This window comes from Corynebacterium sp., from assembly GCF_030532965.1.
Classification (GTDB): Bacteria; Actinomycetota; Actinomycetes; order Mycobacteriales; family Mycobacteriaceae; genus Corynebacterium.
This window is the reverse complement of record NZ_JAUNKC010000009.1, coordinates 1-24,042: the sequence shown is the minus strand read 5'-3', so window position 1 is coordinate 24,042 and position 24,042 is coordinate 1. Positions and strand designations below refer to the sequence as shown.

Annotated in this window: 21 protein-coding genes; 17 read left to right on the top strand and 4 right to left on the bottom strand. The window is 55.3% G+C overall.

The window, feature by feature from the left end; genetic code table 11:
* Positions 1–24: 24 nt before the first annotated feature.
* The 6 genes from ilvN (at position 25) to serA (ending at position 8,743) form a co-directional block, all read left to right on the top strand.
* The gene (gene ilvN, locus Q4D85_RS06020) at positions 25–546 is read left to right on the top strand and encodes an acetolactate synthase small subunit (RefSeq protein ID WP_303198946.1); all 522 of its coding nucleotides are present in this window, start codon (positions 25–27) and stop codon (positions 544–546) included.
* Positions 547–639: 93 nt separating this feature from the next.
* Positions 640–1,653 (top strand): ketol-acid reductoisomerase, encoded by a 1,014-nt coding sequence (ilvC, locus tag Q4D85_RS06015; protein WP_303198939.1) that lies wholly within the window; start codon positions 640–642, stop codon positions 1,651–1,653.
* A gap of 734 nt (positions 1,654–2,387) precedes the next feature.
* A complete protein-coding gene (locus Q4D85_RS06010) occupies positions 2,388–3,404 on the top strand; it encodes a cation diffusion facilitator family transporter (RefSeq protein ID WP_303199037.1) in 1,017 nt (338 codons plus the stop codon).
* A 117-nt stretch (positions 3,405–3,521) separates the two neighbouring features.
* Positions 3,522–5,324 carry a DUF262 domain-containing protein gene (locus tag Q4D85_RS06005; RefSeq protein ID WP_303198938.1) on the top strand — a complete coding sequence of 601 codons (1,803 nt, stop codon included), beginning with the start codon at positions 3,522–3,524 and terminating at the stop codon, positions 5,322–5,324.
* Positions 5,325–5,364: 40 nt separating this feature from the next.
* The gene (locus Q4D85_RS06000; protein WP_303198936.1) at positions 5,365–6,939 is read left to right on the top strand and encodes a cell wall-binding repeat-containing protein; all 1,575 of its coding nucleotides are present in this window, start codon (positions 5,365–5,367) and stop codon (positions 6,937–6,939) included.
* A 211-nt stretch (positions 6,940–7,150) separates the two neighbouring features.
* Entirely contained in the window at positions 7,151–8,743 is a 1,593-nt protein-coding gene (gene serA, locus Q4D85_RS05995) for a phosphoglycerate dehydrogenase (protein ID WP_303198935.1), read from the top strand.
* Positions 8,744–8,840: 97 nt separating this feature from the next.
* Here serA and Q4D85_RS05990 read toward each other — a convergent pair whose 3' ends face one another.
* Positions 8,841–9,212, bottom strand: a complete 372-nt coding sequence (locus tag Q4D85_RS05990) for a helix-turn-helix domain-containing protein (protein ID WP_303198933.1) — start codon at positions 9,210–9,212, stop codon at positions 8,841–8,843.
* Positions 9,213–9,321: 109 nt separating this feature from the next.
* Here Q4D85_RS05990 and Q4D85_RS05985 point away from each other — a divergent pair, with 109 nt between their 5' ends.
* From Q4D85_RS05985 to Q4D85_RS05975, 3 genes are all read left to right on the top strand, one after another.
* A complete protein-coding gene (locus tag Q4D85_RS05985; RefSeq protein ID WP_303198931.1) occupies positions 9,322–9,750 on the top strand; it encodes a nuclear transport factor 2 family protein in 429 nt (142 codons plus the stop codon).
* 401 nt (positions 9,751–10,151) lie between these two features.
* A complete protein-coding gene (locus Q4D85_RS05980; protein ID WP_303198928.1) occupies positions 10,152–10,871 on the top strand; it encodes an ABC transporter ATP-binding protein in 720 nt (239 codons plus the stop codon).
* Positions 10,872–10,913: 42 nt separating this feature from the next.
* On the top strand, positions 10,914–12,068 hold the full coding sequence (locus Q4D85_RS05975; RefSeq protein ID WP_303198926.1) for a SufD family Fe-S cluster assembly protein: 1,155 nt from the start codon (positions 10,914–10,916) through the stop codon (positions 12,066–12,068).
* A gap of 52 nt (positions 12,069–12,120) precedes the next feature.
* Here the strand turns inward: Q4D85_RS05975 and Q4D85_RS05970 are convergent, their stop codons facing one another.
* Positions 12,121–12,987, bottom strand: a complete 867-nt coding sequence (locus tag Q4D85_RS05970) for a DUF4862 family protein (protein WP_303198925.1) — start codon at positions 12,985–12,987, stop codon at positions 12,121–12,123.
* Positions 12,988–13,139: 152 nt separating this feature from the next.
* Here Q4D85_RS05970 and Q4D85_RS05965 point away from each other — a divergent pair, with 152 nt between their 5' ends.
* Both Q4D85_RS05965 and Q4D85_RS05960 read left to right on the top strand, forming a co-directional pair.
* Entirely contained in the window at positions 13,140–14,156 is a 1,017-nt protein-coding gene (locus Q4D85_RS05965) for a 3-isopropylmalate dehydrogenase (RefSeq protein WP_303198924.1), read from the top strand.
* 53 nt (positions 14,157–14,209) lie between these two features.
* Entirely contained in the window at positions 14,210–14,863 is a 654-nt protein-coding gene (locus tag Q4D85_RS05960) for a DUF2625 family protein (protein WP_303198922.1), read from the top strand.
* Here Q4D85_RS05960 and Q4D85_RS05955 read toward each other — a convergent pair.
* A complete protein-coding gene (locus Q4D85_RS05955) occupies positions 14,860–16,296 on the bottom strand; it encodes a deoxyribodipyrimidine photo-lyase (RefSeq protein WP_303198920.1) in 1,437 nt (478 codons plus the stop codon). The two genes, Q4D85_RS05960 and Q4D85_RS05955, sit on opposite strands and share 4 nt — an antisense overlap.
* Before the next feature lie 36 nt (positions 16,297–16,332).
* The gene (locus Q4D85_RS05950; RefSeq protein WP_303198919.1) at positions 16,333–17,013 is read right to left on the bottom strand and encodes a suppressor of fused domain protein; all 681 of its coding nucleotides are present in this window, start codon (positions 17,011–17,013) and stop codon (positions 16,333–16,335) included.
* A 361-nt stretch (positions 17,014–17,374) separates the two neighbouring features.
* Between Q4D85_RS05950 and Q4D85_RS05945 the strand changes: the two genes are divergently transcribed.
* From Q4D85_RS05945 to Q4D85_RS05920, 6 genes are all read left to right on the top strand, one after another.
* Complete coding sequence (locus tag Q4D85_RS05945; protein WP_303198918.1) at positions 17,375–19,231, top strand: putative nucleotidyltransferase substrate binding domain-containing protein; 1,857 nt, start codon at positions 17,375–17,377, stop codon at positions 19,229–19,231.
* A 116-nt stretch (positions 19,232–19,347) separates the two neighbouring features.
* Complete coding sequence (locus Q4D85_RS05940; protein WP_303199036.1) at positions 19,348–19,875, top strand: exonuclease domain-containing protein; 528 nt, start codon at positions 19,348–19,350, stop codon at positions 19,873–19,875.
* A gap of 94 nt (positions 19,876–19,969) precedes the next feature.
* Positions 19,970–20,767 carry a fumarylacetoacetate hydrolase family protein gene (locus tag Q4D85_RS05935; protein WP_303198917.1) on the top strand — a complete coding sequence of 266 codons (798 nt, stop codon included), beginning with the start codon at positions 19,970–19,972 and terminating at the stop codon, positions 20,765–20,767.
* A gap of 253 nt (positions 20,768–21,020) precedes the next feature.
* The gene (locus tag Q4D85_RS05930) at positions 21,021–21,605 is read left to right on the top strand and encodes a bifunctional 2-polyprenyl-6-hydroxyphenol methylase/3-demethylubiquinol 3-O-methyltransferase UbiG (protein ID WP_303198916.1); all 585 of its coding nucleotides are present in this window, start codon (positions 21,021–21,023) and stop codon (positions 21,603–21,605) included.
* Positions 21,606–22,086: 481 nt separating this feature from the next.
* Positions 22,087–22,800 carry a DUF3558 family protein gene (locus Q4D85_RS05925; RefSeq protein WP_303198915.1) on the top strand — a complete coding sequence of 238 codons (714 nt, stop codon included), beginning with the start codon at positions 22,087–22,089 and terminating at the stop codon, positions 22,798–22,800.
* Between the two features lie 2 nt (positions 22,801–22,802).
* Positions 22,803–24,042 (top strand): hypothetical protein (locus Q4D85_RS05920; protein ID WP_303198914.1); only part of this gene is annotated, 1,240 nt, incomplete at its 3' end.

The window sequence follows — 24,042 nt, the reverse complement described above, 5'->3', positions numbered from 1 at the left end:
AGAAAAGAAAAGGATTGCAAAATAATGGCTAATGATGTTATTTCTCGTCACATCCTCAGTGTCATGGTTGAGGACCAAGACGGCATTATTTCCCGAGTGTCGGCGATGTTTACCCGCCGTAGTTTCAACCTGGTCTCCTTGGTTTCGGGAAATACCGAAATCGACGGCATCAACCGGATTACGATCGTGGTCGATGCGGATGAAATCGCCATCGAGCAGATCACGAAACAATTGAATAAGCTGGTGCCGGTGTTAAAAGTTGTGCGGCTGGAAGAAGATGTGACAATCGCACGAGCGTTGATGCTGGTCAAGGTGTCGGCGGATGCCTCGAATCGCCCGCAGGTGGTTGATGCTGCCAATATTTTCCGGGCTCGGGTGGTAGACGTCGCCCCTGACTCGGTTGTCATTGAGGCAACCGGAACCCAAGGTAAACTCGGTGCGCTGCTGGATGTGCTGGAACCGTTTGGCATTCGGGAGTTGATTTCTTCCGGACAGATCGCGTTGAACCGCGGTCCGAAGACGATGGCTCCGAATTTCCGCCAATAACTTATCCCATAAAATGAGACTAATTGCGTATTTTTGTCTCATAATATGATATAAATATCTCTAAGATCCCTCGAAGAAAGGCTCAACCTTCTCATGGCTATTGAATTGCTTTACGACGCAGACGCGGACCTCACCTTAATCCAGGGCCGTAAAGTTGCGGTTTTGGGCTATGGCTCCCAAGGTCACGCTCACGCCCAGAACCTTCGCGACTCCGGTGTTGAGGTCGTTGTTGGGTTGCGTGATGGCTCCAAGTCGGCTGAAAAAGCAAAGGAAGCTGGCTTCACCGTTTTGTCCAACTCGGAAGCTGCTGCGTGGGCGGATGTCATCATGATCCTGGTGCCTGACACCAGCCAGGCCAAGGTCTATTCCGAAGAAATCGCACCGAACCTCAAGGATGGTGACGCCGTTCTTTTCGGCCACGGACTGAATATCCACTTCGGCCTGATCAAGCCTGCTGAAAACATCACCGTTGGCATGGTTGCGCCGAAAGGCCCGGGCCACCTGGTACGTCGTCAGTTTGTCGATGGCAAGGGCGTGCCATGCTTGATCGCTGTTGCTCAAGATCCAAAGGGTGAAGCTAAGGATCTGTGCCTGTCCTATGCGGCAGCTATCGGTGGTGCACGCGCAGGCGTTATTCCAACCACCTTCGAGGCAGAAACCGTCACCGACCTCTTCGGTGAGCAGGCTGTTTTGTGTGGCGGCGCTGAGGAGCTCGTCAAGGTTGGTTTCGAGGTCCTCGTCGAGGCTGGTTATGAACCAGAGATGGCATACTTCGAGTGCCTGCACGAGCTGAAGCTGATCGTGGACCTGATGTTCGAGGGTGGCATTGCCAACATGAACTACTCGGTCTCCGACACTGCGGAATTTGGTGGCTACCTTTCCGGCCCACGCGTTATTGACGCCGGTGCCAAGGAGCGCATGCGGGAAATCCTCAAGGACATCCAGGATGGTACCTTCACCAAGCGTCTGATCGCCAACGTCGAAGGCGGCAACAAGGAGCTTGAGCAGCTGCGTGCTTCCTATGCGAATCACCAGATCGAAGAGGTCGGTTCCAAGCTGCGCGACCTGATGAGCTGGGTGAAGAACCCACTTGACGCAACCGCATAATCACAACCTCACCGGTTATACGTTTCGTAACCGCTAGTGGCATAAATGGGAACTTCCGTTTGCTGCTAGCGGTTTTTGCATTCTCAGAAGGGAAATAAAATAGCCTAGCTGCGGAACGGTGCGTGCCTGTCACCGGGCGGCCAGGTTTTGTGCTGGGTGGGGTTGTGTCGTCGAAAAGCGGCAGCACACCGCCTCAAGCATGGTAGATACCGAAAAAAATAATAATTTTCTATTGCATGATCGTCGGTTATAGGTTGATCTCTATCGGGGGTGGGGAATAATTATTGAAAAAGATTTCCGCGTGTCTAAAGCGGTGTGGATGTAAGAGTTCATTACATTGAACTTTACGCCGCCTACGTGCAGGCGGTGCGGCGCTTACATGTATAGACGGGTGCCGTTTTCAATAAATCGACATTATTGAAAATCTTGGGTATGTTAGGAAGCATAAGCAAACCTTGTGACGGCTAGTCATTTGTATGTGACACGCACACATGGTGTTGCGGCGGAAAGGAATTTCAGTGACCTCGGTATTTCGATCGGCCGCGACCTGCCACCAGAGCTCCTGGAAATACGGCAGACACCTTTGTAAATACAGTGACTCCGCGCAACAGATGCAGCCACCCGCCCAGCAGAAAGCGCACGCACATGACCACTTTTCCTTCGACGATGACGAACTGTTTGTGCTGTATAACACGGTCATGGGCTATCCCCATTCAGAACCAGGGCGGTCGATGATGTCTGAACACGATAAGCAGCACAACGGCAATCACAACCACAACCATGGACACAATCACGGGCATGACCATGACCATAGTCACGGGCATAATGACGGCCACGGACACAGTCACAGCCACAGCCACAGCCATAGTCACCACCATCATCATGGTGCGGACAGCTTAAAAGCGCTCATAACCGTTCTTGGCTTTACCGCCACGATCTTCCTGGCGGAATTGATCGGCGGCTGGGTTTCCGGATCGTTGGCCTTGATTTCCGACGCTATGCACATGCTGTCCGACTCCACTGGCCTGTTGGTAGCGGCACTGGCGATTACCATCGCGCGGAAACAAGCATCAGCCCAAGCCACTTATGGATATAAACGCATCGAAGTCGTGGCTGCCTTCGCCAACGCCATTAGCGTCTCAGCAATTTCCGTGTGGATCGTTTATGAGGCTTTCGAGCGATTTGCCGCAGGCGAAGAAGTAAACACCACAATCATGTTGGTGGTGGGTACTATCGGTTTAGGCGCCAATGCCATTGGCGCAAAGGTGCTGCATAATCATGCTCACGACAATATGAATGTCCGTGGTGCGTATCTCCACGTCCTTGTCGATTTATTCGGTTCGGTGGCGGTTATCGTCGCGGCAATCTGCATGAAATTCTTCGATATCCTGTGGGCTGATACTGTGGCGTCGCTGTTGATCGCGGCCTTGATTCTGCCCCGATCGCTGAAGCTGGCGTGGGAATCGCTGCGGGTGTTGTTGGAACAGGTGCCGGTCGGGGTTGATGTGGAGAAAATCTCCCAGACGATCGAAAACTTACCAGGGGTGCGGGCTATCCACGACCTTCATGTGTGGTCGTTAGACGGAACGGAAGTCATCGCTTCCTGCCACGTTGTGGCCGACTCACCCTCCAAAGACTACTGCGAAATCCTCGACCGGGTGCATCACGCCTTGGGTGAGCTTGGCATAAAACATGTAACAGTGCAGGTAGAAGACGACGGGCACCACGCACATGAACAGTCCTGCCGTTAAAAATGTGCTTTAAAAAATGCAGGCCTAAACGTGGCGGGCTGGCGCCGGAAGTAATTAAAACCCGGTTCTGACGTGCAAATATGAGCAGTGTTAGGGTGAACAGCTAAACTTCACCTCATGGGTTTTTCCACACCAAGTTACGATCTCTATGACCTGTTCAGCCGCATCGATCGCGGTGATCTTCAGTTGCCAGATTTTCAGCGGGAATACCGGTGGAATGTTGACCAAATTCGATCGCTTTTAGTAACGGTGCTGCGTGGTTACCCAATGGGATCAATCATGGCGTTGGATACCCGCAACGAGCCCATGCGGTTTCGGCCCCGGCCGATTCACTCCGCACCGGATGCCTCTGTCGCCCCAGGTTTGTTGTTACTAGACGGTCAGCAACGCCTGACCACCCTGTACCAGTGCTTACGTGGCGATGGTTTGGTGGAATCGGTGGATTTCCGCAATAAAAAAGTTCGGCGTCGGTTCTTCATCGACGTACGCACAGCGGTGTCTGCTGATGTTATGCCGGACGAAGCCGTAATCTCCGTTGACGAAAACGGCAAGGTCATGTCGCACTTCGCCCAAGAAATCCCAGGGGGATTAGCTACCCGGGAATGCGCGCTCGCCGCGGGCTATATTCCGGTTTCGGATTTGCTTTTCGACGCCGGCACGGACCAGCTTTTCGAAATCGCCACCAATTTCGACGCTGAATCCAGGGAACAAGCCAAGCAGTTCTACACTCGGATCATCAAGTCTTTGGTGCGATACGCAGTTCCGATGATCCGGCTGGATCGGGAAACCGCCCAAGCGGGAATCGGATCCATCTTCGCCCAGGCAAATTCGATGGGCCTGCAAATGGACGTATTCGAATTACTCACCGCTGTGTTTGCCACGGAAGACCCCGATTTCCGGATGCAAGACGACTGGGCTATTACCGATAACGTGCTGCGCTCCCACCCAGCATTAGACGGCATCGATCGCACGGATTTCCTCACGGCCGTGGCACTGTACGTCACTGCCAAGAAGGGACGCGCCTCCGGCTTTAGGGAATCTGTTTTAAAACTCAGCCTTGCCGAATACAAACCCGCAGCTGACATCATGAGGATCGCCTTCCATGAGGCCGCAATTTTCATGTCCAGACGCTGCATTCTGACCACGGAACAGGTGCCGTATTCGTCACAACTGATCCCGCTTGCGGTGATGATCGCGGTGCTGGCGGAAGAACCACACGTTTTGGCGGAACAAGCCGCGTGGGATCGAATCCACCGGTGGTTCTGGTGCGGTGTCTTCGGGGAACTCTACGGTTCACCCGCCCTCATGGTGCGCATCGGAACAGACGTAGACGAAGTGACCAGGTGGGTGCGGGATTGGAACGGCTCGCAAGGCGTACCGCTACCGAGGTCCATCTCGCAGGCGCGGTTCGTGGAATCACGGCTGCTGTCGGCTGGCCCGAAATCCGGACTATACAAAGGAATCTACGCTCTGATCATGGGGCGAGGCGCAAAAGATTGGCGCACTGGCAAGGTCTTCGACAGCGAGACATTCACCGAACAAGGCACCCACTTCCGACGCATTTTCCCCAGTACCTGGTGCGAAGCCAACGGTATCGATGGGATTCTCGCCGATTCGGTTCTCAACCGCACACCGATGAGCAGACGCACCAACGTCATGGTGGAACAAGCCTCACCGGCACGTTACTTGTACCGCATTCAGTCCAAGAGCCTGCTTGACGACGCAGAATTCGACGCTGTACTCGAATCCCACCTATTGGATCCGAACCTTCTGCTCAAAGCCCAAGCATCGGAATTCTTCAGCGACCGGCGCCGACGACTGCTGTGCATGATCGAAGAAGCCATGGGGGTTGCGGCCGTCCACGATGTCGATGAAACTAACCTATATGCCGGGGAGGAAGGTCCTGGTGCCTTCGCCTAGCTGAACGCACTAAGGAAACAATCGAGGAAAAGGGTACGAGGTGGCGTCGAAAAGCGGTGCAGCGATTGCCGTTATGGCAACACTGCTTTTGGGTGCTTGCACAGCCGAAAACCTCGCCGTCGTGCAGAAACAAACCAGCACGCAATCACCTGCGCAGACCCACCCCAACCCGGATCTCAAAGACGCACTTAGCACCAACCTCAACCGACACGTTGCCCAGCATTACCAGAAACACCCAGTCGTGCTTGACGGCGCGGAAAACGCAGGCGTCGACGCCTCCCGGCACTTTTTCGACAGCTCCGAAACCGTGGTTGTGTCCGGAACTGACATCGCCGACCAATTGCGGGCCGCCTCGATCGCGGTGGTAAGCCACGCGCCGATGCTGACCATCCAAGACAGCAATCGCGCCACGGTTCTTTCCGAAATCCACCGGCTGGGTGCCCGCTACGTGTTAGTTGTCGGTGACACCAAACTCGCCGCCACCCAAGGCGAACTGACCATCATCAAAGACCCCGGCACCCCGGAAGCACTCGGGACGTTAACGGCGTTTTCGTTTAACCCGAAAGGCATCACGTTTCCGCACGACGTTCCCCGCGCCGTCGCCGGACTCGGCGGCAAACAAGCAACACTGTTGCAACCCGGCTGGATACACCCAACAACCACCCCAACCCCGCACGCGGTTGGTCGGCTTCAACCATTTCCCGCCCAATCGCGCCGGGACGCCGACACCGCGCCGATCGTACTTGCCTCAGCCGAATCTTCGGTTGCCGCCATCGCCACGGCACGATCCTTCGGCGCAACGGTGCGAATCCTTGAAGCTCCGGATCCACGGTTCAACCTCGAAACCATGCGTCAAGTCACCGGTCTGGCAGATCAACCGCTGGTGGCACTGGGCAGTCAGTTTGGCAGCTCGGAACAGCTGGCAGACCGGATAAGGATGGTCGATTCTACGGCACAATATCAACCGGGAGAGGGCAAACGCGGTTTGGTGTTTCCCAAGCGGATCGTCGTGTCGGAGACGATCAGGTTGGCGCAAGCCCGACCGGATGCGCCACTGGACGTGCGCGAAAAAATCGCACAGCTTCAAAGCCGTGAGGCTACCCACGGGCAGGTTTTCGATGGGATTATCACACCGAGTTTTGTTCTCGATGCAACCGCAATGGCGCCGCATGTCGTTGACGTGTGGGTTGAGGCGATAACTCAAGCAGGCGGCTATGCGCTTATCATGCACCCCGACCTTGAAACCGATCCTGGTTGGGCGGATATCCTCAACCAACCAAACGTTGGTGTTGCATTAGAAAAACCCACGCGTGAACAGGTTGAGGCTACCCAAACGTGGCTCGCTGAGCTGGTGCACAGTCACAGACTGCCGCAAAAAATTTTGCTTCTTGATCAGCCTGATTTCTCACTAGCGCAGTTTTCCACCCCGCCCGATGAACTGGCGGTTGTGTGGCAAACGCACACCACTGAGCCTGCACGGTATCACGCGGAGATGGCGAAACTTCCGCCCGGGGTGCACGCGGGTTTAAGCCTTAGCAGAACTGATCCGGCGACAGCCAGCACAGTCAAAGAATTAGACCCTCGTCCGGTTGTGCTCAATCGATACGATAAATAGTACCCCCGATGGTGGTTCAGATTAGATTGGCAAAAACAGCTTTGAACAGTAGTTTTAGAAAAACTCGCTACACGGTGACTCAAGGCTTGTTCAATCTGGACTACACTTCTTAACCAGTCGCACGCCACGAAGCCAGGTGTGGACACGGGTAGCATCGGCGCGGTCGTGTTGGTGTTACACGGACAAAACGGTTTTTCCCAGGAGTTTCAACGTGAGCCAGAATGGCCTTCCTGTAGTTCTCATTGCAGACAAACTCGCGCAGTCCACAGTTGACGCGCTCGGAGATCAAGTGGAGGTGCGCTGGGTAGACGGGCCAAACCGCGCCGAATTACTAAAAGCAGTGCCCGAAGCAGACGCGTTACTAGTGCGGTCGGCTACGACCGTGGACCGTGAGGTGCTTGAAGCCGCACCAAACCTCAAGATTGTTGGCCGTGCAGGTGTTGGCCTGGACAATGTGGACATCGCCGCGGCAACCGAACGTGGCGTCATGGTGGCGAACGCCCCAACTTCCAATATTCACTCCGCCTGCGAACACGCGATTTCGCTGTTGCTTTCCACCGCCCGGCAGATCCCTGCTGCGGATCAGACCCTGCGGGAGAAGACGTGGAAGCGATCGTCATTCAATGGGGTGGAAATCTTCGGTAAAACCATAGGTATCGTGGGTTTTGGCCACATCGGTCAACTTTTCGCCCAGCGGTTGGCAGCATTCGAAACCACCATTCTCGCGTTCGACCCCTATGCGAACCCGGCGCGTGCCGCCCAATTGGGCGTGGAGCTTACCGATCTGGAAGACCTCATGTCGCGTTCCGATTTTGTGACGATCCATTTGCCAAAGACCAAGGAAACCGCTGGCATGTTTGATGCTGAGCTGCTTGCCAAGGCAAAGAAGGGCCAAATTATCATCAACGCGGCGCGTGGCGGGCTTGTCGACGAGCAAGCGTTGGCGGATGCTATCACCGCGGGCCACATCCGGGGTGCCGGTTTCGATGTTTTTGAGACCGAGCCGTGCACGGATTCGCCACTGTTCTCCCTGCCGGAAGTTGTTGTGACCCCGCACCTGGGCGCTTCCACTGTGGAGGCGCAGGATCGGGCTGGCACCGATGTGGCTGCTTCGGTTCTTAAGGCACTAGCTGGGGAATTTGTTGCCGACGCCGTCAATGTTTCCGGTGGCCGGGTGGGTGAAGAGGTTGCCCTGTGGCTGGAATTGGCTCGCAAGCTCGGCCTGGTGGCGGGGCATATGCTGGGCAAGGCACCAGTGCGGTTGGAAGTTGAAGCGCGGGGCGAGTTGTCCACCGAGGATGTCGAAGTATTGGGCTTGTCTGCGGTACGCGGTTTGTTCTCCGGCATCATCGACGAGCAGGTGACGTTTGTGAATGCCCCATCGATTGCTGAAGAGCGCGGTCTCAAGGTGGAGGTTTCCACGGCGCCGCAGTCGGTTTCTCACCGCTCGGTTTTGGATGTCACCGCAATCGCTTCTGATGGCACGCGCATTTCCGTTATCGGTGCGCTTACCGGTTTAGAGCGGGTTGAGAAGATCGTTCGTATTAATGGCCGTGGTATTGACCTTCGGGCTGCTGGCCGTAATCTGTTCTTCAACTATGCCGATGCTCCGGGTGCGCTCGGCATCGTTGGTACCGCGTTGGGGGCTGCGGGCATCAATATTGTTGCTGCTGCCTTGACTCAGGAAACCGCCGGCGATGGCGCGGTTCTGATTTTGCGCGTTGACAGTGAGGTTTCGCAGGAGCTGTTGGAACAGATTGCCTCGGATCTCAAGGCGGAAGCTTTCCAATTGGATCTCGGCTAATCCTGCCTAACAACAATTCTCACCACCCCGCGTTACGGCTTTGACTGAGTTTGTGGCGCGGGGTGGGTGCATGTGTAGGATTTTTTATCGAGAAGCGTTAGGAAATGGCGTTGTCGTATTTGGCTTGGGCCGCCATGACGTCCTCTGCGTGGGTCTCGGCCCAGCGTCGTAATGCAGACAGCGGCTCGATGAGGGTTTCGCCTAGTTCCGTGAGTTCGTATTCCACCCGGATCGGGATTTCGTCGAATTCCTTGCGATTGATAATTCCGTCCCGTTCTAGTGCTCGCAACGTATCGGTGAGAACTTTGGCGCTGATCCCGGTGAGCTTCTCTTTGATCTGGCCAAACCGGCGGGGACCGGATGCGAGATAGATGACAATCATGGCGGTCCATTTATTGGCGATTCGCGCGAGCGAGGTGCGGGAGGGACAATCGGCGAAAAAGATATTCCAGTGTGTGTCGGGCATCATACTGTCCTTGGGTGATAGTTACCTTGAAGTAACTGTGGGGGCGTGTGTAACCATTGGGTTTGTCCAGTAGATCCCATCCGGTTTTCGACGCATGAGGAGAGGTATTCACATGCCACAGCACTCTATCCAAGCACGTTTCATTGTAGAACAGTATTTTGCCGCGCTGGCCGAAGGGCGAGTGACTGATGCAGTGGGCTTCTTAGACCCGCAGGTGCGGTGGCACCAACCAGGCAACAACCAGTTTTCCGGGAGCTATGAGGGCATTGATGCAGTAGTTTCCCTCATTAGCACCATGATGGAGTTTTCCCAAGGAACGCTGACGGTGCAGCCAACCGGAAGTCCGATGGTGAATGCACACGTGGTTGCGGTGCCGGTCAGGTTCACCGGCACTCGGGCGACGGAAGCGGGGGAGACGATCCACATGGATCAAAGCGGCATCGACCTGCTGACGGTGGCCGATGGCCGCATCGTCGAGGTACGGCTGTTTTCACAGGATAATGCGGCTGAGGATGTCTTCCTTGGGGAGAAAAGGAACTAGCCGCATGTCCTAGCGCGGAAGGGGTGTACGTTGATGTCTTTTGGCTAGGGTGGGGTGAAAAAATCGCGGATGCCAGTTTATCTGAGGGGATTTTGTTCTTACCGCTGATGTGGGGCACGGAATACAATCAGCTACCGAGATTGGACATGAGGTTTTGCCGTTTCAAAGGTTTTAGCACCCCTTGGCTATTTGATAGGGCAGTTCAGCGCAGATTAGATCGGATACACCTACGCCGCCCCCGAATGTGGGAGCGTATGAGTGGGATATGCGAAAAAGCTTTTCTTTCCTTTATTTATTTCGGAGTCAAACTTACGATGGGGGTTGAGAGCATTAAAACCTGCAGGTGTGTGGTTTGATGGTGTGGGCGCCGCCCACCTGCCCAACGTGTTAGGAGGGTAGTAATGTCTACCAAACCGGTGTTGAGCTTAGAAAACGTGTGCATTTCGGTGGGTGATAAGGAAATCTGCCATGACGTGTCGCTGACGATCAATGAGGGTGAATGTCATATTCTGATCGGCCCGAATGGGTCGGGTAAGTCCTCGTTGTTATGCGGCTTGATGGGAATTAAACCGTTCGAGATCACCGGCGGAACCGCCCTACTAGGTACAACTAATGTGGCGGATCTTGAGGTGGATGAGCGCGCCCGGTGTGGGTTGGGCTTAGCGTTCCAACGGCCGCCGTCAATTCCAGGGGTCTCGGTGCGTCGACTAGCACAAGCCATAGGAGCTACGAACCGCTTGGATACCACCGCCAAGCAATTGGGGGTGGAGTATCTGGTCGACCGCGACGTGAACTGCGGTTTTTCCGGCGGCGAGGTAAAGCGCTGGGAAGTGGCCAAACTTGGTCTGCACGATCCCACGATGTGTCTGTTGGATGAGCCGGAATCTGGTGTTGATTTGCAGCAGGTAAATGTGGTCAGTTCCGCGATCAATCATCTGTTGCAAACCCCAACTGCTGCGGGCCAAAAGCGGGCGGTATTAGCCATCACCCACACTGGTTTCATCCTGGATGGAGTTGATGCCGTAATGGGGCATTTGATGGTTGATGGTCGGATAGTTGAATCGGCACCGCCACGAGAACTATTTGATCGCATTCGCAAAGACGGGTACGTGGCTGCTTAAGCCGTGAGGCGTTAGAGAAAACTGTGGAGAGGATGATTGATTATGAGCAATGGAATTGCACCAACAGCCTCGCCGCTGATGGCGGCGGCTGAAAATGGGATCGGTCCGTTGAGCGTTACTCCGGAATTGCTGGCGTCGATAGGCTGGGCGCCAGAGGAGCAACGCGCGGGCACAAGTATTGTGGTTGATCACCACTTCGGGTCGATGGTGACTAATGACCCTAATGTGGTGGTCATGCCATTAGCCCAGGCGCTTATCGAGCTGCCTTGGGTGCAGGAATTGATGTTTAGCCTTATCAGTCCCGATGGGGATGAAGTATTGCGTCGGGCGTTCGAATCGACCCAGGAGCCATTGGGTACCTTTACCTGGGTTAAAGACGGTGCGCAGGTGACTATGCCGACCCAATCGTTTACCGTTTTGACCAAACCGCAGGAGCGACAATTCGTTCACGACATCACGGTTATTGGAAAGAATGCGGTTGTCGACAGTGTTTCCGGCGCTGCGGTTGCGCCAGCTCTCACGCATGCGACACATGTATCGGTTTCGGAGACATTCATCGGAGATGGGGCTCAGGTTCGTTCCGTCGATGTTGATAGGTGGGGCGCCAACATGACCGTGTATTCCTACGATCGAACAACGGTGGGTGAGGGCGCCAGCACCAGTTCGGTGTCTGTTGCGGTATCGGGATTGACAAAGCACCATTCGGATTCGGTGACCACGGTGGGTAAGGATTCGGCGGTGACTGATCACTCCATCGTTTTTGCCCCCGAGGGAACGACCCGCGAGATGGCATCGACGGTAGTGTTGACCGGGCCTGGTGCCCAGGCGGAGCAGGTCGCCCGCATGGTCGCCGATGGTGGTGTGATTCGCAATCGGTCGACATTGCGGGCCACGGTGGCTGATGCCCGAGGTTTCTTAGAGTGCGACGGTTTGATGCTCAAAGATTCTGGGCAGATTGAGTCGATTCCTGCTTTGGACGCCCAGGTGGCAAGGGCACAGCTTTCGCATGAAGCATCGGTGGGCATGATCGATGACGATAAGCTGGATTATCTTCGTGCGATGGGTTTGGATGAAGACAACGCGCGGGATTTGATCGTGCAAGGTTTCTTGAACCTGGATGATCAACGTATCCCAGCGTCGGTTCGGGCAACCGTGGAGAATTTGGTCACTGCAGCCCGCGGCGCCGAGAAGATGTAGCGGTTCGCTTGTCGACGCTGCCACCGTGGTCAGTTGCACCGATTGGCGGGACTTAGGTTGCGTCGTAGATTACGCGCACCATCGCCAATCGGTCTTCCAATGAGGCGGTTGGCGGGACACACACCTTTGCGCCCACGAATGAAACGTCGCCAGCTGCTTCGATGGCGGCGGAAATAGCAGCTGGGCTGAGCAGGGATGCCGGTTCATGAATCGAACTGGGCAAATGCCCGTCGGCCCACGCTGCACCGTAGGCGGTTTCGCGATCCGAGGCGCCGGAGAAGATCACCCCGGCCAATAGGTCGTGATTTCGTGCGGAAGTGATGTGTTGGATGGGGGTGTCGTTGCTGCGGCCATCTATGGCGGAGCGGCCCCAATTGATCGAAACCTGAACCCCTACCTCTTCAGCTACAGAGAGTTCCTCCTCCAGGGTTAAAAATCCCTTTTCCGGGGTGTGGTTGAGGGTTTTGGAGTCGCAATGCTCGATAATGATCGTCTTATCGCCCCAGCTTAGGATCTCTTTCATCGATTCTCGAAACGCCGCCGGGTCGCAATCGGTGGTGGGTGCGGAATGCACCGCGATGGTGGAAATGTTCAACGTGGTGGCGATCTGGTAGATCTCCTTCGTAAAAGCGAGTGCTTTTGACCGGCCTTCCGCATCGGGGCTGGCGAGGCCGAATGTTCCATCGGCCCAGACGTTTACCATCGTGCCGGGAATGGCGGTGATGATGGAGTCGGGGAACTTTGCGATGTGCGGTCCTAACCAACTGCGGGTTTGGGGATCGGCGAGTTGGCCGGGGTAGGGGATTTCTAGGCCTGTGATCCAATCTTGTCTGGCGAGTAATTCGTAGTAGTGTTCCTGCTCTGCGAGGCTAGTGGGCATGGAAGCGTAAGCACCGAGGAGAAACGGGCGGGTGGTCATGAGAGGGAACCTTCCTGTAAAGACAACCACAAAATTCATCAGACGTCTGATGAATTCCATTGTAGGGCAGGTGGGGGTGCTGGGGTGCCTAATGGGGGTTGGGGTGCTAAACTTCACCAGGAGTTCACATAGTGAGAAAGGAATCCCGCATAATGAAACTTGCCGTTATTGGTGGCGACGGAATCGGCCCCGAAGTAACCACCGAAGCCCTCAAGGTGCTCCACGCGGTGCGCGACGACATCGACATCACCGAATACGATCTCGGCGCCACCCGCTACCTGAAAAACGGCGAACTTCTCACTGACGCGGACCTGGCGTCATTGCGGGAACACGACGCTATTCTCCTGGGCGCCATCGGCGCGCCGGGCGCGGTTCCCCCCGGCGTTTTGGAACGAGGATTGCTGCTGAAAATGCGGTTCGCGCTCGACCATCACGTGAATCTGCGCCCCGCAAAGCTTTTCCCAACCGCAACCTCGCCGCTGGCTAATCCCGGCGACATTGACTTTGTGGTGGTGCGGGAAGGAACCGAAGGGCTTTATTGCGGAAACGGCGGTGTGCTGCGGGAGGGGACCGAGCATGAAGTAGCCTCTGAGGTCTCACAAAACACCAGGTACGGGGTGGAGCGAGTCGTCCGTGATGCTTTTAGTCGCGCCCAAGCACGTCGGAAGCATCTTACTCTGGTGCACAAGACCAACGTCTTGGTCAATGCAGGTTCACTGTGGCAGCGCACCGTCGACGAAGTAGCGCAAGAATTCCCCGAGGTCACGGTGGAATACAACCACATTGATGCCGCCACCATTTACATGGTTACCGATCCAGGTCGATATGACGTGATCGTCACCGACAATCTCTTCGGCGACATTCTCACTGACTTGGCGGGAGCGGTCACCGGTGGGATTGGATTAGCGGCATCCGGGAATATCGACGCGACGGGCGCAAACCCATCGATGTTTGAACCCGTTCACGGTTCCGCGCCGGATATCGCTGGGCAAGGTATCGCCGACCCAACCGCAGCAATTTTGTCCGCCGCGATGTTGCTGCGCCACCTTGGCGACGACCACAATGCTCGCCGCATCGAACAGGCGGTGGAAGCTGATGTTGTGTCTCGGCAACCAGGTCCGGTTCGCACCGTTGACGTCGGCGATCGGATCGTAGCTGCATTGAGTTAACGAATTCGTAAATTTCATTATGGGCGGTTGTTCTACCCACTAACCTGTGAGGCATGCAAATTCGAACAATTGAAGAGCTCACAGACGTCACTGACCCCGCCTGGAATGAAATCGAAGAAGCAATCAAAACCGCTCCGGTAGCAGTCGAGGTTCTGCCCACGGATTCCGGGGCGGACACCCTCCATAAACTCCAGGTGACGACCCATTCCACCCTAGGTGGCATCGCATATAACTGCGGTGGAATCCTCATCGATAACGGCTGGGTTCGACTTTATGGCGGCGGGGGAGCGCAACTACCCAGCATCGCCGAGGCAAGTGGCATCACCGAACCGAGCGTACCCGGTGCCTTGATTTTCGGTCACGACGTCCTGGGCGGTCGATTCGCCATCGACGGCGGTGGTCTAGGGATCAGCCCCGGCGAAGTGTGCTATTTCTCGCCAGACGGTCTGGAATGGGAGGGGCTCGACATGGGGCACTCCGGCTTCATCCACGCGTTTCTCGGCGGGGCAACCACGAAATTCTACGACCTGTTCCGGTGGGAAGGGTGGGAAGCGGACACGAAAGCGCTGCGACTGGATCAAGGATTCATGGTCTTCCCGCCGCTATTTAGCCGTGAAAGCCAGGACGTTGACAGGATCACCCGCACGGCGGTTCCTATGGCGGAAATCTTTGCATTCTATGAAACCTCCGCAGCCAGCAACGGCTAACTCTGGTGTGTCTTTATCTGGTGGTAGGCCGCCAACGCTAATTGGCGGGTTTCACTTGCATCCACCATCGGTTCGGGATACGCCATCGTGGGGTATTCCGGCACCCACCGGGTGATGTACTCATTCGTGGGATCAAAGCGTTTCGCCTGGGTATGCGGGTTGAAAATCCGGAAATAGGGGGCGGCGTCATCGCCACAACCTGCCACCCACTGCCAGTTAAACGGATTGCTGGCCGGGTCGGCGTCGACAAGCTGGTCCCAGAACCACTGTTCCCCTAACCGCCAATCAAAGCCTAGGTTCTTGGTCAACAACGACGCTGCGACCATACGCACCCGATTATGCATGAAACCAGTTCGGCCCAACTCCCGCATACCCGCATCGAACAGGCCGAAGCCCGTGTCGCCCTGACACCACAACGCAAAATCCGCATCCGGGGTTCTTCGCCACGGGAAGCGATCAAATTCTGGGCGGGAATTTTCGGTGGCTAAATTGGGAAGGTGATACAGCCTATTCCACGCGAAATCCCGCCACATTAACTCCGCGCAGAACCGCGAAACATTATCGTTATCGCCGCATTCCCGGGCGGCGTCGTAAAGCGTGTGGATGCTGATTTCCCCAAACCGAATATGCGGCGACAAACCGCTGGTAACTGCCACCGCCGGAAAATCTCGCTCGGACGCGTAACGGCCCGCCGCAGTCTCCAGCGTCGGAGAGAAGGCATCCCACCTGCGCCACGCAGCAGGTTCCCCCGGCGTCCACACGTTGCTAAAATCCGCAGCCCAATCAGGCTCGTTTCGGCTCGGGTGGCTCGGCAGCAACGCCGCATCGTCGATCGAGGCACGCAAGAGCTGCGCTATTTCCGCATCTAGGCGCACCTTACTATTTGCAGGCACCGGCGGAATTTCCGCCACCGGATGATCGTGTTGAAACCCTTGCAGATTAGCGGCAAACGGCGTGTACACCTTGTACGGCGATGCGGTCTTAGTGACAATTTCCCCGGGCTCCGCGAGCAACGCGCCGGGAAAACTCGTGCTTTCTATGTCCCGTTTTGCCAATAACTCAGCCACAGTATCGTCTATGACGGCTTGGGGTTGATGGTAGCGTCGTGACCACGCTACCGCGGTAACCTGCAGCGATTCCGCCAGCCGGGGAATGATATCGACCGCATTCCCCGACGCAATGATCAATGGAATTCCTAAATCCGCAAGACGGGTCTGCAATGACACCAAACTATGGTGCAACCACCACGATGCGGCACCGCCTAGTTTTCTAACTCCTGGGCTGGGCGATTCCACGACATACACCGCGGCGACATCCCCAACGCTGCGGGCGTGATGAAGCCCCAGGTTATCCGTTATCCGCAAGTCGTCTCGAAACCACATCATGGATGAGAACTCCTGGCGCGCAAGCATCGGTACAGTCGTGTGCCACATGCCACCTACTGTACCGAGCTAACTTATGGCAGCGAGTTATACGTAGGACTTTGTTCGGGACATATCGGTGACGAAATGCGGATTTTCCTTCTTGATACGCTCCGCCAATTCCCGTACCGAATCCTGGGAATTTTTCTCCATTAACCACTCGACTTCCTTCTCTGTAATGCCGAACAACTGAACAAACTCAGTGCGGCCCAGTGCCGACCATTGCGGTTGTGCCTCGGTATCCGGAACCGTGATAGCAGCCGTGATATCCGATTCCGTGCCGATATGGATCGACTCACCGGAGCCCTTAATAAACTGATACGGTTCAAAAACTCGACCGCTGTCAAAGACATAACTGGCGAGATTTTCCAACAGGTCTACCACCCACACCCCATCGTCCTCGACATCCGCCAGCTTGAAAGTGAGTTCAAAACCAAACCCATTTTCCTCATCACTTAAATGCTCCGGGTCGGCATACAAGTACGTAAACCCATAGGTGACAAAATGTTTATATCCATTGGGGGAGGTGTAGATGGACTTGCCGTCTAAGTAGCTGTCGCCACCAAACATCGCCGGAATGATCGGTGCGTAATGGTCTGGTTCTTGGCCCGGATATAACGCTTCGAACGCCCGGTTGATGGCCTCCCACCCCGGTGCCCACGTCTCATCCTCCGCTAATTTCTTCTCGCACTCCGCCTGCGTCATGTGATACGGATTTTTCTGCGTCACAGCTACCTTCTTTTTAAAAAAATCGGACAACAACGTACTCATCTTAAGGCTTAAGACCTCGGCTGATCGGGGAATGAGAAAACAAAACCATGCGATGAGGTTTCCAGTTATGGTTATGCTTTACAACACCCCGATCGAGGCAGCCGCGAACCTACCTATCGTCGGTAACACCGCGGTTTCACGACTTGTGTGTACCCCGCCCACCGGGAAACGTCGAAAAGCAAACACCGTACAAAAATCGCCGCCACCGGCACCACAGCACAGCGAAAAGACTATAAACAACTGCGAAAAATAGTTAGCGGTGTGAAATAACTTATAGATTCTGCTGAATTGTCATTCAAGTCACGTCTACGATGGTGGCATGACGGTTGAACTTGAAGAAGTACGGGAATTCCTAAGCGCCGCAGCACCATTTGCCTCATTACCGCGCGACACAATCGCCGACATAACCAAGCACATGGGAATGGTGTACGTGCGACGCGGCGACACAGTCATCGAACTGGGCGCAGAAAACGATAACTGCTACATCATTCGCTCCGGCGCAGTCGACGTTTTAGACTCCGAAGGAACCCTCCTCGACCGCCGCGAATCCGGCCGCTCCTTCGGATACTCCACCCTCATGGGTGATGGTACCTCCCGCTACCAAATGGTCGCAGTAGAAGACAGCCTGCTACTCACCCTGCCCCGCGAGGCATTCGTCCCAGTCGCCGACCAATTCGAAGACTTCGCCCGCTTCTTCTCCTCCCAATCCAAACGCATGAACGCCGCCGCCGACAGCCTCCGCAGCGACACCAACAACGACATCCTGCGCACCCAACTCGGCAGCTTCATGATCACCACCCCAGCCACCGTTCCCTCCGGTGCCACCATCCAAGAAGCCGCCCAGATGATGCAAGAAAAAAACGTATCATCCCTCCTCATCGTCGAAGACGGTGAACTCCACGGCATCGTCACCGACCGCGACCTGCGCAAAAAAGTCGTCGCCGTTAACCTCGACGTAACCCTACCGGTCAGCGACATCATGACCAGCCACCCCCGCACCGCCACCAGCGAATCCCAAGCCTTCGAAGCCATGATCATCATGAGCGAACTCGGCATCCACCACCTGCCCGTGGTCGACGACGGCAAACTCACCGGCATTGTCTCCTCACCCGACATCATGAGGCTCCTACGCAACGACCCCATCTACGTCACCGCAGACCTCGCCCGCAAATCCGACCCGGCAGAACTTCGGGAAGTCTTCAAATCCGCCGACGACGTCGCAGTCAGGTTCATCGAACGCGGCGCAAGCCCCGAAGAAGTATCCGGTCTGCTCACCGTCGCAGCCGACTCATTAGCACGACGCCTGCTCACCCTCGGCGAAGAAAAATTCGGCCCAGCACCCATCCCATACTCCTTCGTAGTCGTCGGCTCCCAAGGCCGCCGCGGCATGGGGCTTGCCTCAGACCAAGACAACTGCCTCGTCCTCTCCAACGACTACGACGAAGCCCAACACGGAAACTACTTCGCCGAACTCAGCGAATTCGTCTGCCGCGGCCTCGACGAAGCCGGACAAATACTATGCCCCGGCGACATGATGGCCATGACCCCGAAATGGCGCATGACCCAACACCAATGGATAGACACCTTCCGCGAATGGATCACCGCACCGGAACCCGATAACCTCCTGCACGCCCAAACCTTCTTCGACTTCCGCTGCATATACGGCGACCAAGAACTCGCCGACGAAGTACACCGAGCGGCCACCGAAATGGCACAACCCGCAAGCCGCATGCACGCCCACCTAGCCACCCTGGCGGCGCGCCGGGAACCACCACTGGGATTCTTCCGGGGATTCGTGGTCGAACGCGGCGGTGAATACGCCAACACCCTGGACGTGAAAAAGGGCGGCACGGCGGCGATCGTACAGATGGCTCGGCTATTTGCGCTGTCTTCAGGTGTCTCAGCTGTTGGCACCCGGCAGCGGTTGACGCAATCAGCGGGGCAGGGTGCAGTCTCGGTCAAAGGCGCCCAGGATCTGGTGGATGCCTTCGACTTCCTCAACCTCATCGCGCTGCATCAGCAAGCCGAACAGGTGCGTCGGGGCGAAGCGCCGACCTATCACATTGACCCCAATGCTTTAGGCAAGATGGATCGTGAGCATCTGCGGGATGCGTTCCAAATTATTAAATCCATGCAAACAGCGCTGGCAACGAAGTACCCGGTGAGGAACATCTAGTGTTTGGACTGTTTAATAAGAAGAACAAAGCGACCGGTGCTCTCAAGGAATTCTATTCCGCCGCCGCAGTACCAGCCGCAACCCAGATTGACGACGCACCTCTTTTGGCTGTCGACATGGAAACAACTGGGTTAAAGGCAGAAGAACACAAAATCCTTTCGATTGGTTGGGTTCCAGTCACCGGGCGCCGAATCGACCTCGGCGGCGCGGGCTATGTGCTGGTATCCGGGGCCGAAGTAGGCGACAGCGCCGTTATCCACCACCTCACGGACGATATGGTGGCTCAGGGAGTTACGGAGGCCGAGGCCATCGAACAGTTGTTGGTGGCGTTACGGGGACGGGCGATGCTTAATCACTATTCGGCGTTGGAGTCGAGCTTTTTGGATGCAGCTTGCAAACGGCACTTCGGTGCGCCCTTTGACGTCCTACTTGTGGATACATTCGCTATAGAACGACGCCACATGGAACGAATGGGGACCTACCCCCGGGGTGAAGATCTACGGCTGGCTCGGGTGCGCAGCAGATACAACCTGCCGAATTACCGCAACCACAACGCGCTTACCGACGCCTTGGCCTGCGCCGAGCTGTATTTGGCACAGATAGCTACCCTCAATGTTTCCACGTTGAAATCGTTGCAGTATTAGCCGCGGCGGTTTGAGTTCCGGCGTCGTCACAGAAAATTCCGCCAAAGGGGGTAATCGCCCAATAATGTGCAGTCGACATAGTAATATGCACGTTATGCGTTTTGGACGAATAGCTACTCCCGATGGAATGTTCTTCTGTACGATCGACGGCGCCGAAGGCGAAGAAAAATGCCGTGTGATCGACGGAACCCCGTTTACAACCCCGAAGCACACCGGACAAGAATACAACCTTGCCGATGTTCGGCTCTTGGCACCGATGCTTCCTAGCAAGATTGTGGCTATCGGCCGAAACTACGCCGATCACGTGGCGGAAGTGTTCCAGAAGTCCGCGGAACACCTACCACCAACCTTGTTCCTTAAACCACCAACAGCGGTGATCGGCCCCGGTGCTGCTATTAAGATTCCTGATTTCGCCACCAAGGTGGAATTTGAGGGCGAATTGGCGTTGGTTATTGGCAAACCGTGTAAGAACGTCCAGGCTAAGGACTGGAAATCGGTGGTTTTGGGATTCACCATCATCAACGACGTCTCCTCCCGCGACCTGCAGTTCGCCGACGGCCAGTGGGCTCGGGCCAAAGGCATTGATACTTTCGCGCCCCTTGGGCCGTGGATTGAAACGGACATCGATTCCATTGATACGTCCAATTTGCCTATCAAGGCGCATCTAACGCACGACGGTGTGACCGCCACGAAGCAGGATTCCAATTCCAACCAGATGATCATGAACTTAGGGGAGATCATCGAATTTATCACTGCATCCATGACGCTTCTGCCGGGCGATGTTATTTGCACTGGTTCGCCAGCAGGCACCGAGGCGATGTTCCCTGGTGACTTCATTGAGATTGAAATTCCGGGCATTGGTAAGCTCGGCAACCCGGTTGAACGCGCCTAATACGGCACAACCAGTCCAGTATCATCCACACGCGACTATTGCTTAAGACATAAAGCTTCTTAAGCGATAGTCGTTTGTTTTTACCCACTGCTAAAACTGAGACTCGTAGCCACTTTGGGCGTTGTGTCTTTCGATGCGGAGAAATCAATCGCCACTTCTGTCCGATGTGGTTAATACGAATACTATTTCCTGAGTTCGGCAGCACTTGGGACTGCGTAATAACTAACCCGGTACGCGATCTATAGTGTCAGTTATGACAACCGACATGTATGACGATGGTTCCACACAGCGGTGGAGCGGAAACCCCAACGCGGCGTTACTTCGTGAAGCCGCACACCTTAGCCCTGGCACCGCACTGGATATCGGCGCTGGCGAGGGGGCGGACGCCCGGTGGCTTCACCAACAAGGCTTTAACGTCACTGCGGTGGAACCGTCGCCGATAGCGTGTGCACGCATTGGTGACGGCATCACAGTGATTAATGATTCATTTGAGGCTGCGGATTTAGGCCGTTTCGACCTGGTGACGGCGTTTTATACACCATTGCTTGACGACGCCGCCACGCGGGAAAAACTACTCGGTTGCCTTGCCCCGCAGGGTACGCTGATCATGGTGCATCACGTGGACGTATCCCACATGGCAGCCCACCACAGGAGGTCGGAATCGGAGTTTCTGCTACCCGGCAGGCTGCATGAATGGGTTGCCGCGAATCCGGAGTTCCAGGTCGAAACTTTCGGCACATTCCCGCGCTCAGTCAGCCACGGCGCTGGCGCTGGTCACAGCGAAGACGTAGTTCTGAAGATAACTAATATCGGATCACCCACAGGCCCTCGTTCATAGCCCAACAAAGCAAACGCGAACGTCAAGGCGTGGTAGTAACTCGCCTGCCTACTTCTTGTGTATCAGCCTCTACGTTTAGCAGTCGATTTCGAATCCAAGCGCGGGTGGATTCTTCGACTTGATGCGGTGACGGGTGTGGAAATCGGGGATTTCCGAAATTTGAACGGTTTTGGTTGGCTGTGACCCCAGGTTTTGCGTAAATCTCCGACTTGAAGAATTACACGGCTGCTTGTCGACGCCGCCAGGGTGGCACGTGGGTTGGGGTTGTTTGTTGTGCCGGTTTTCTGGAAGTCGGGGATTGTGTTTAACGCCTGGTTCTTTCCTGGGGTTTTAGGAAGTGTCGGGTGGATTCTCCGACTTGATGGGGTGGCGGTGGGTTACCCGTTTGGGGGTGGCGGTATTTTTTATGGAACCGGTTGGGGTGGTGAGTGAGTCTAACTGTATAGAGCACGTTGTCTATTTGGTTTTACACTGGTTGTCAGTGGCGTTGAAAGGCGGTTTTGAGGAAATGGTCAAGAAAATGTCAGTGCGTGCCAGGACTATGCCTAATCAGATGACAGCTCGTTCAGCACACCGCGTCTTAATAGCAACTGTGGTGTGTTGTGTCTTTCTGCTTTCTGGCTGTGGGTTTTCTACACCTTTGGCTCAGTACGTGGCTGTTAAAAACCAGTCGCAGTCCCAACAACAACCAGCGTCATCGCAGGCGGATCAACCGAAAACGCTCGGTGAAGTTCTTGAGGCTGGTACTGGAGATTTCGATTCAAACAGTTCTGGATTTGTGATATTTAATCCATGTACTGAAATTGGGGCAGAACAGTACGCTGAAATTGGCCTTTTTCTAAAAGAGGAATTGCCAACCACAAGAAACGATTTTTCAGCGTGTTCGCTTCGAAGGATTGATCCTCAACAAGGTGAAGTTTCTTTCACAATCGGGTCTGACGCACTTTCTTACAGTGATTTGGAATCGCAAGGATTAATCTTGCAGGAACCAATGGTTAAGCTCCCTGTGGGAATGTACTTTCAGGGCTACCCGAATTTCAATGAAGAATTGCACTGTACAGTTGCGACTTCAACCAACCGAGGACGAATAAGCCTAACTGGAATCGGAAACAGGTTAATGGGTGGGGTAACCCGACTAAACGTGTGTCAGCAAGCAGTGGACAAATTTCAAGAGTTCCTTAATCTGAAAGGTTAGTTATGTCCATGCTGATAAATTCAGCGTCTTTTGAGAAAGCTTTCGCTGAAGTTCAATCTGCAGTTGTTCAAGCAGACGACACACTGAGTTTTTCAATACGCTCTTCGTTGAGTGGTGCGTTTTCGTCGTTGTCGGGTTTGCGTGAGTTGGGTGTGAATCATGCGCAGGTGATTCAGGGTGGGGCTGGTAGTGCTCGTGATGTGTTGGCGAGTTTCCGGGATTTGGTTGAGTGGTTGGGGATGAATCTCCGGTTGAACCATATGGCGTTTACTGGTCATGATCTCGCGCTTTCACGGGGGTTGGATACCGCGGATTCGGGTGGGACGTTTGAACATGATGTAGCGGAGTTCGCATCGAAACCGGCGGCGTCGTTTGCGGATTTCCCGTTTTTGCCGCCTGCTCCGGTTCCGTCGGTGTCGTTGGAAACGTTAGTCGCGCAGTTGGGTGCAACACAGTCGGGTCAGGCTGCTCAGGCTGCGGCGGATTGGCAGTCGATGGCCACCCAGGCTACGAGTATCGCTACACAACTGGAGGGTATTGCGTCCGAGTTGTCGTCGCAGAATCAGGGGATTGCGGCGTTGCGGGCTACCGCGGGGATGAAGGCTACTGCGGCGAAAGCGTCGTATTTCGCGGCGAATGCTACGGAGATGGCTCGGTCGGTGGGGGTGTTGTCGACGATTGCTCCGCATTTTCATACTCAGGCATCTCAAGCGTTGTCTGCGTTGCAGACTATTGCGAACCCTGCGGAAAAAGAAGCAGCAGAGAAGTTGTATCTGACAGCATTTCATGGGGTGTATAGCGGTGCGTTATCCCAAGCAGTACCAGTGATTCGGAATTTGATGATTGATAACAGTGCTGGTGTTGGTGGTGGTAGTGCCGCAATCGGGTCGGATTCTACTGGCGCACCGCCCTCACCTGCGACGAGTACGCTTCATCCTGTGGGGATGGGGACACAGGCCGCATCGACTGCGACTCTTCCAACTACTGGTGGGGTGGGTGCACCGGCAGCACCGGCACCGGGTATGCCACCGATCACCGGGCTTCCTACAGGAGCAGGACCGGGTGGTTCCGGTGTGTCAGCACATGCGCCGGTATTTAGTGGACTGACACCCGGTGTGTCTGGTGGTCGGGGCGGTATCAGTGGTGGGAGTATTCCTGCGTCTGGTGGGCTCCGGCACGGGCACTCCGCTACCAGTGGTGGTGCTCGTAGTAACACTGGTACTGGCATGGGTGCCGGTATGA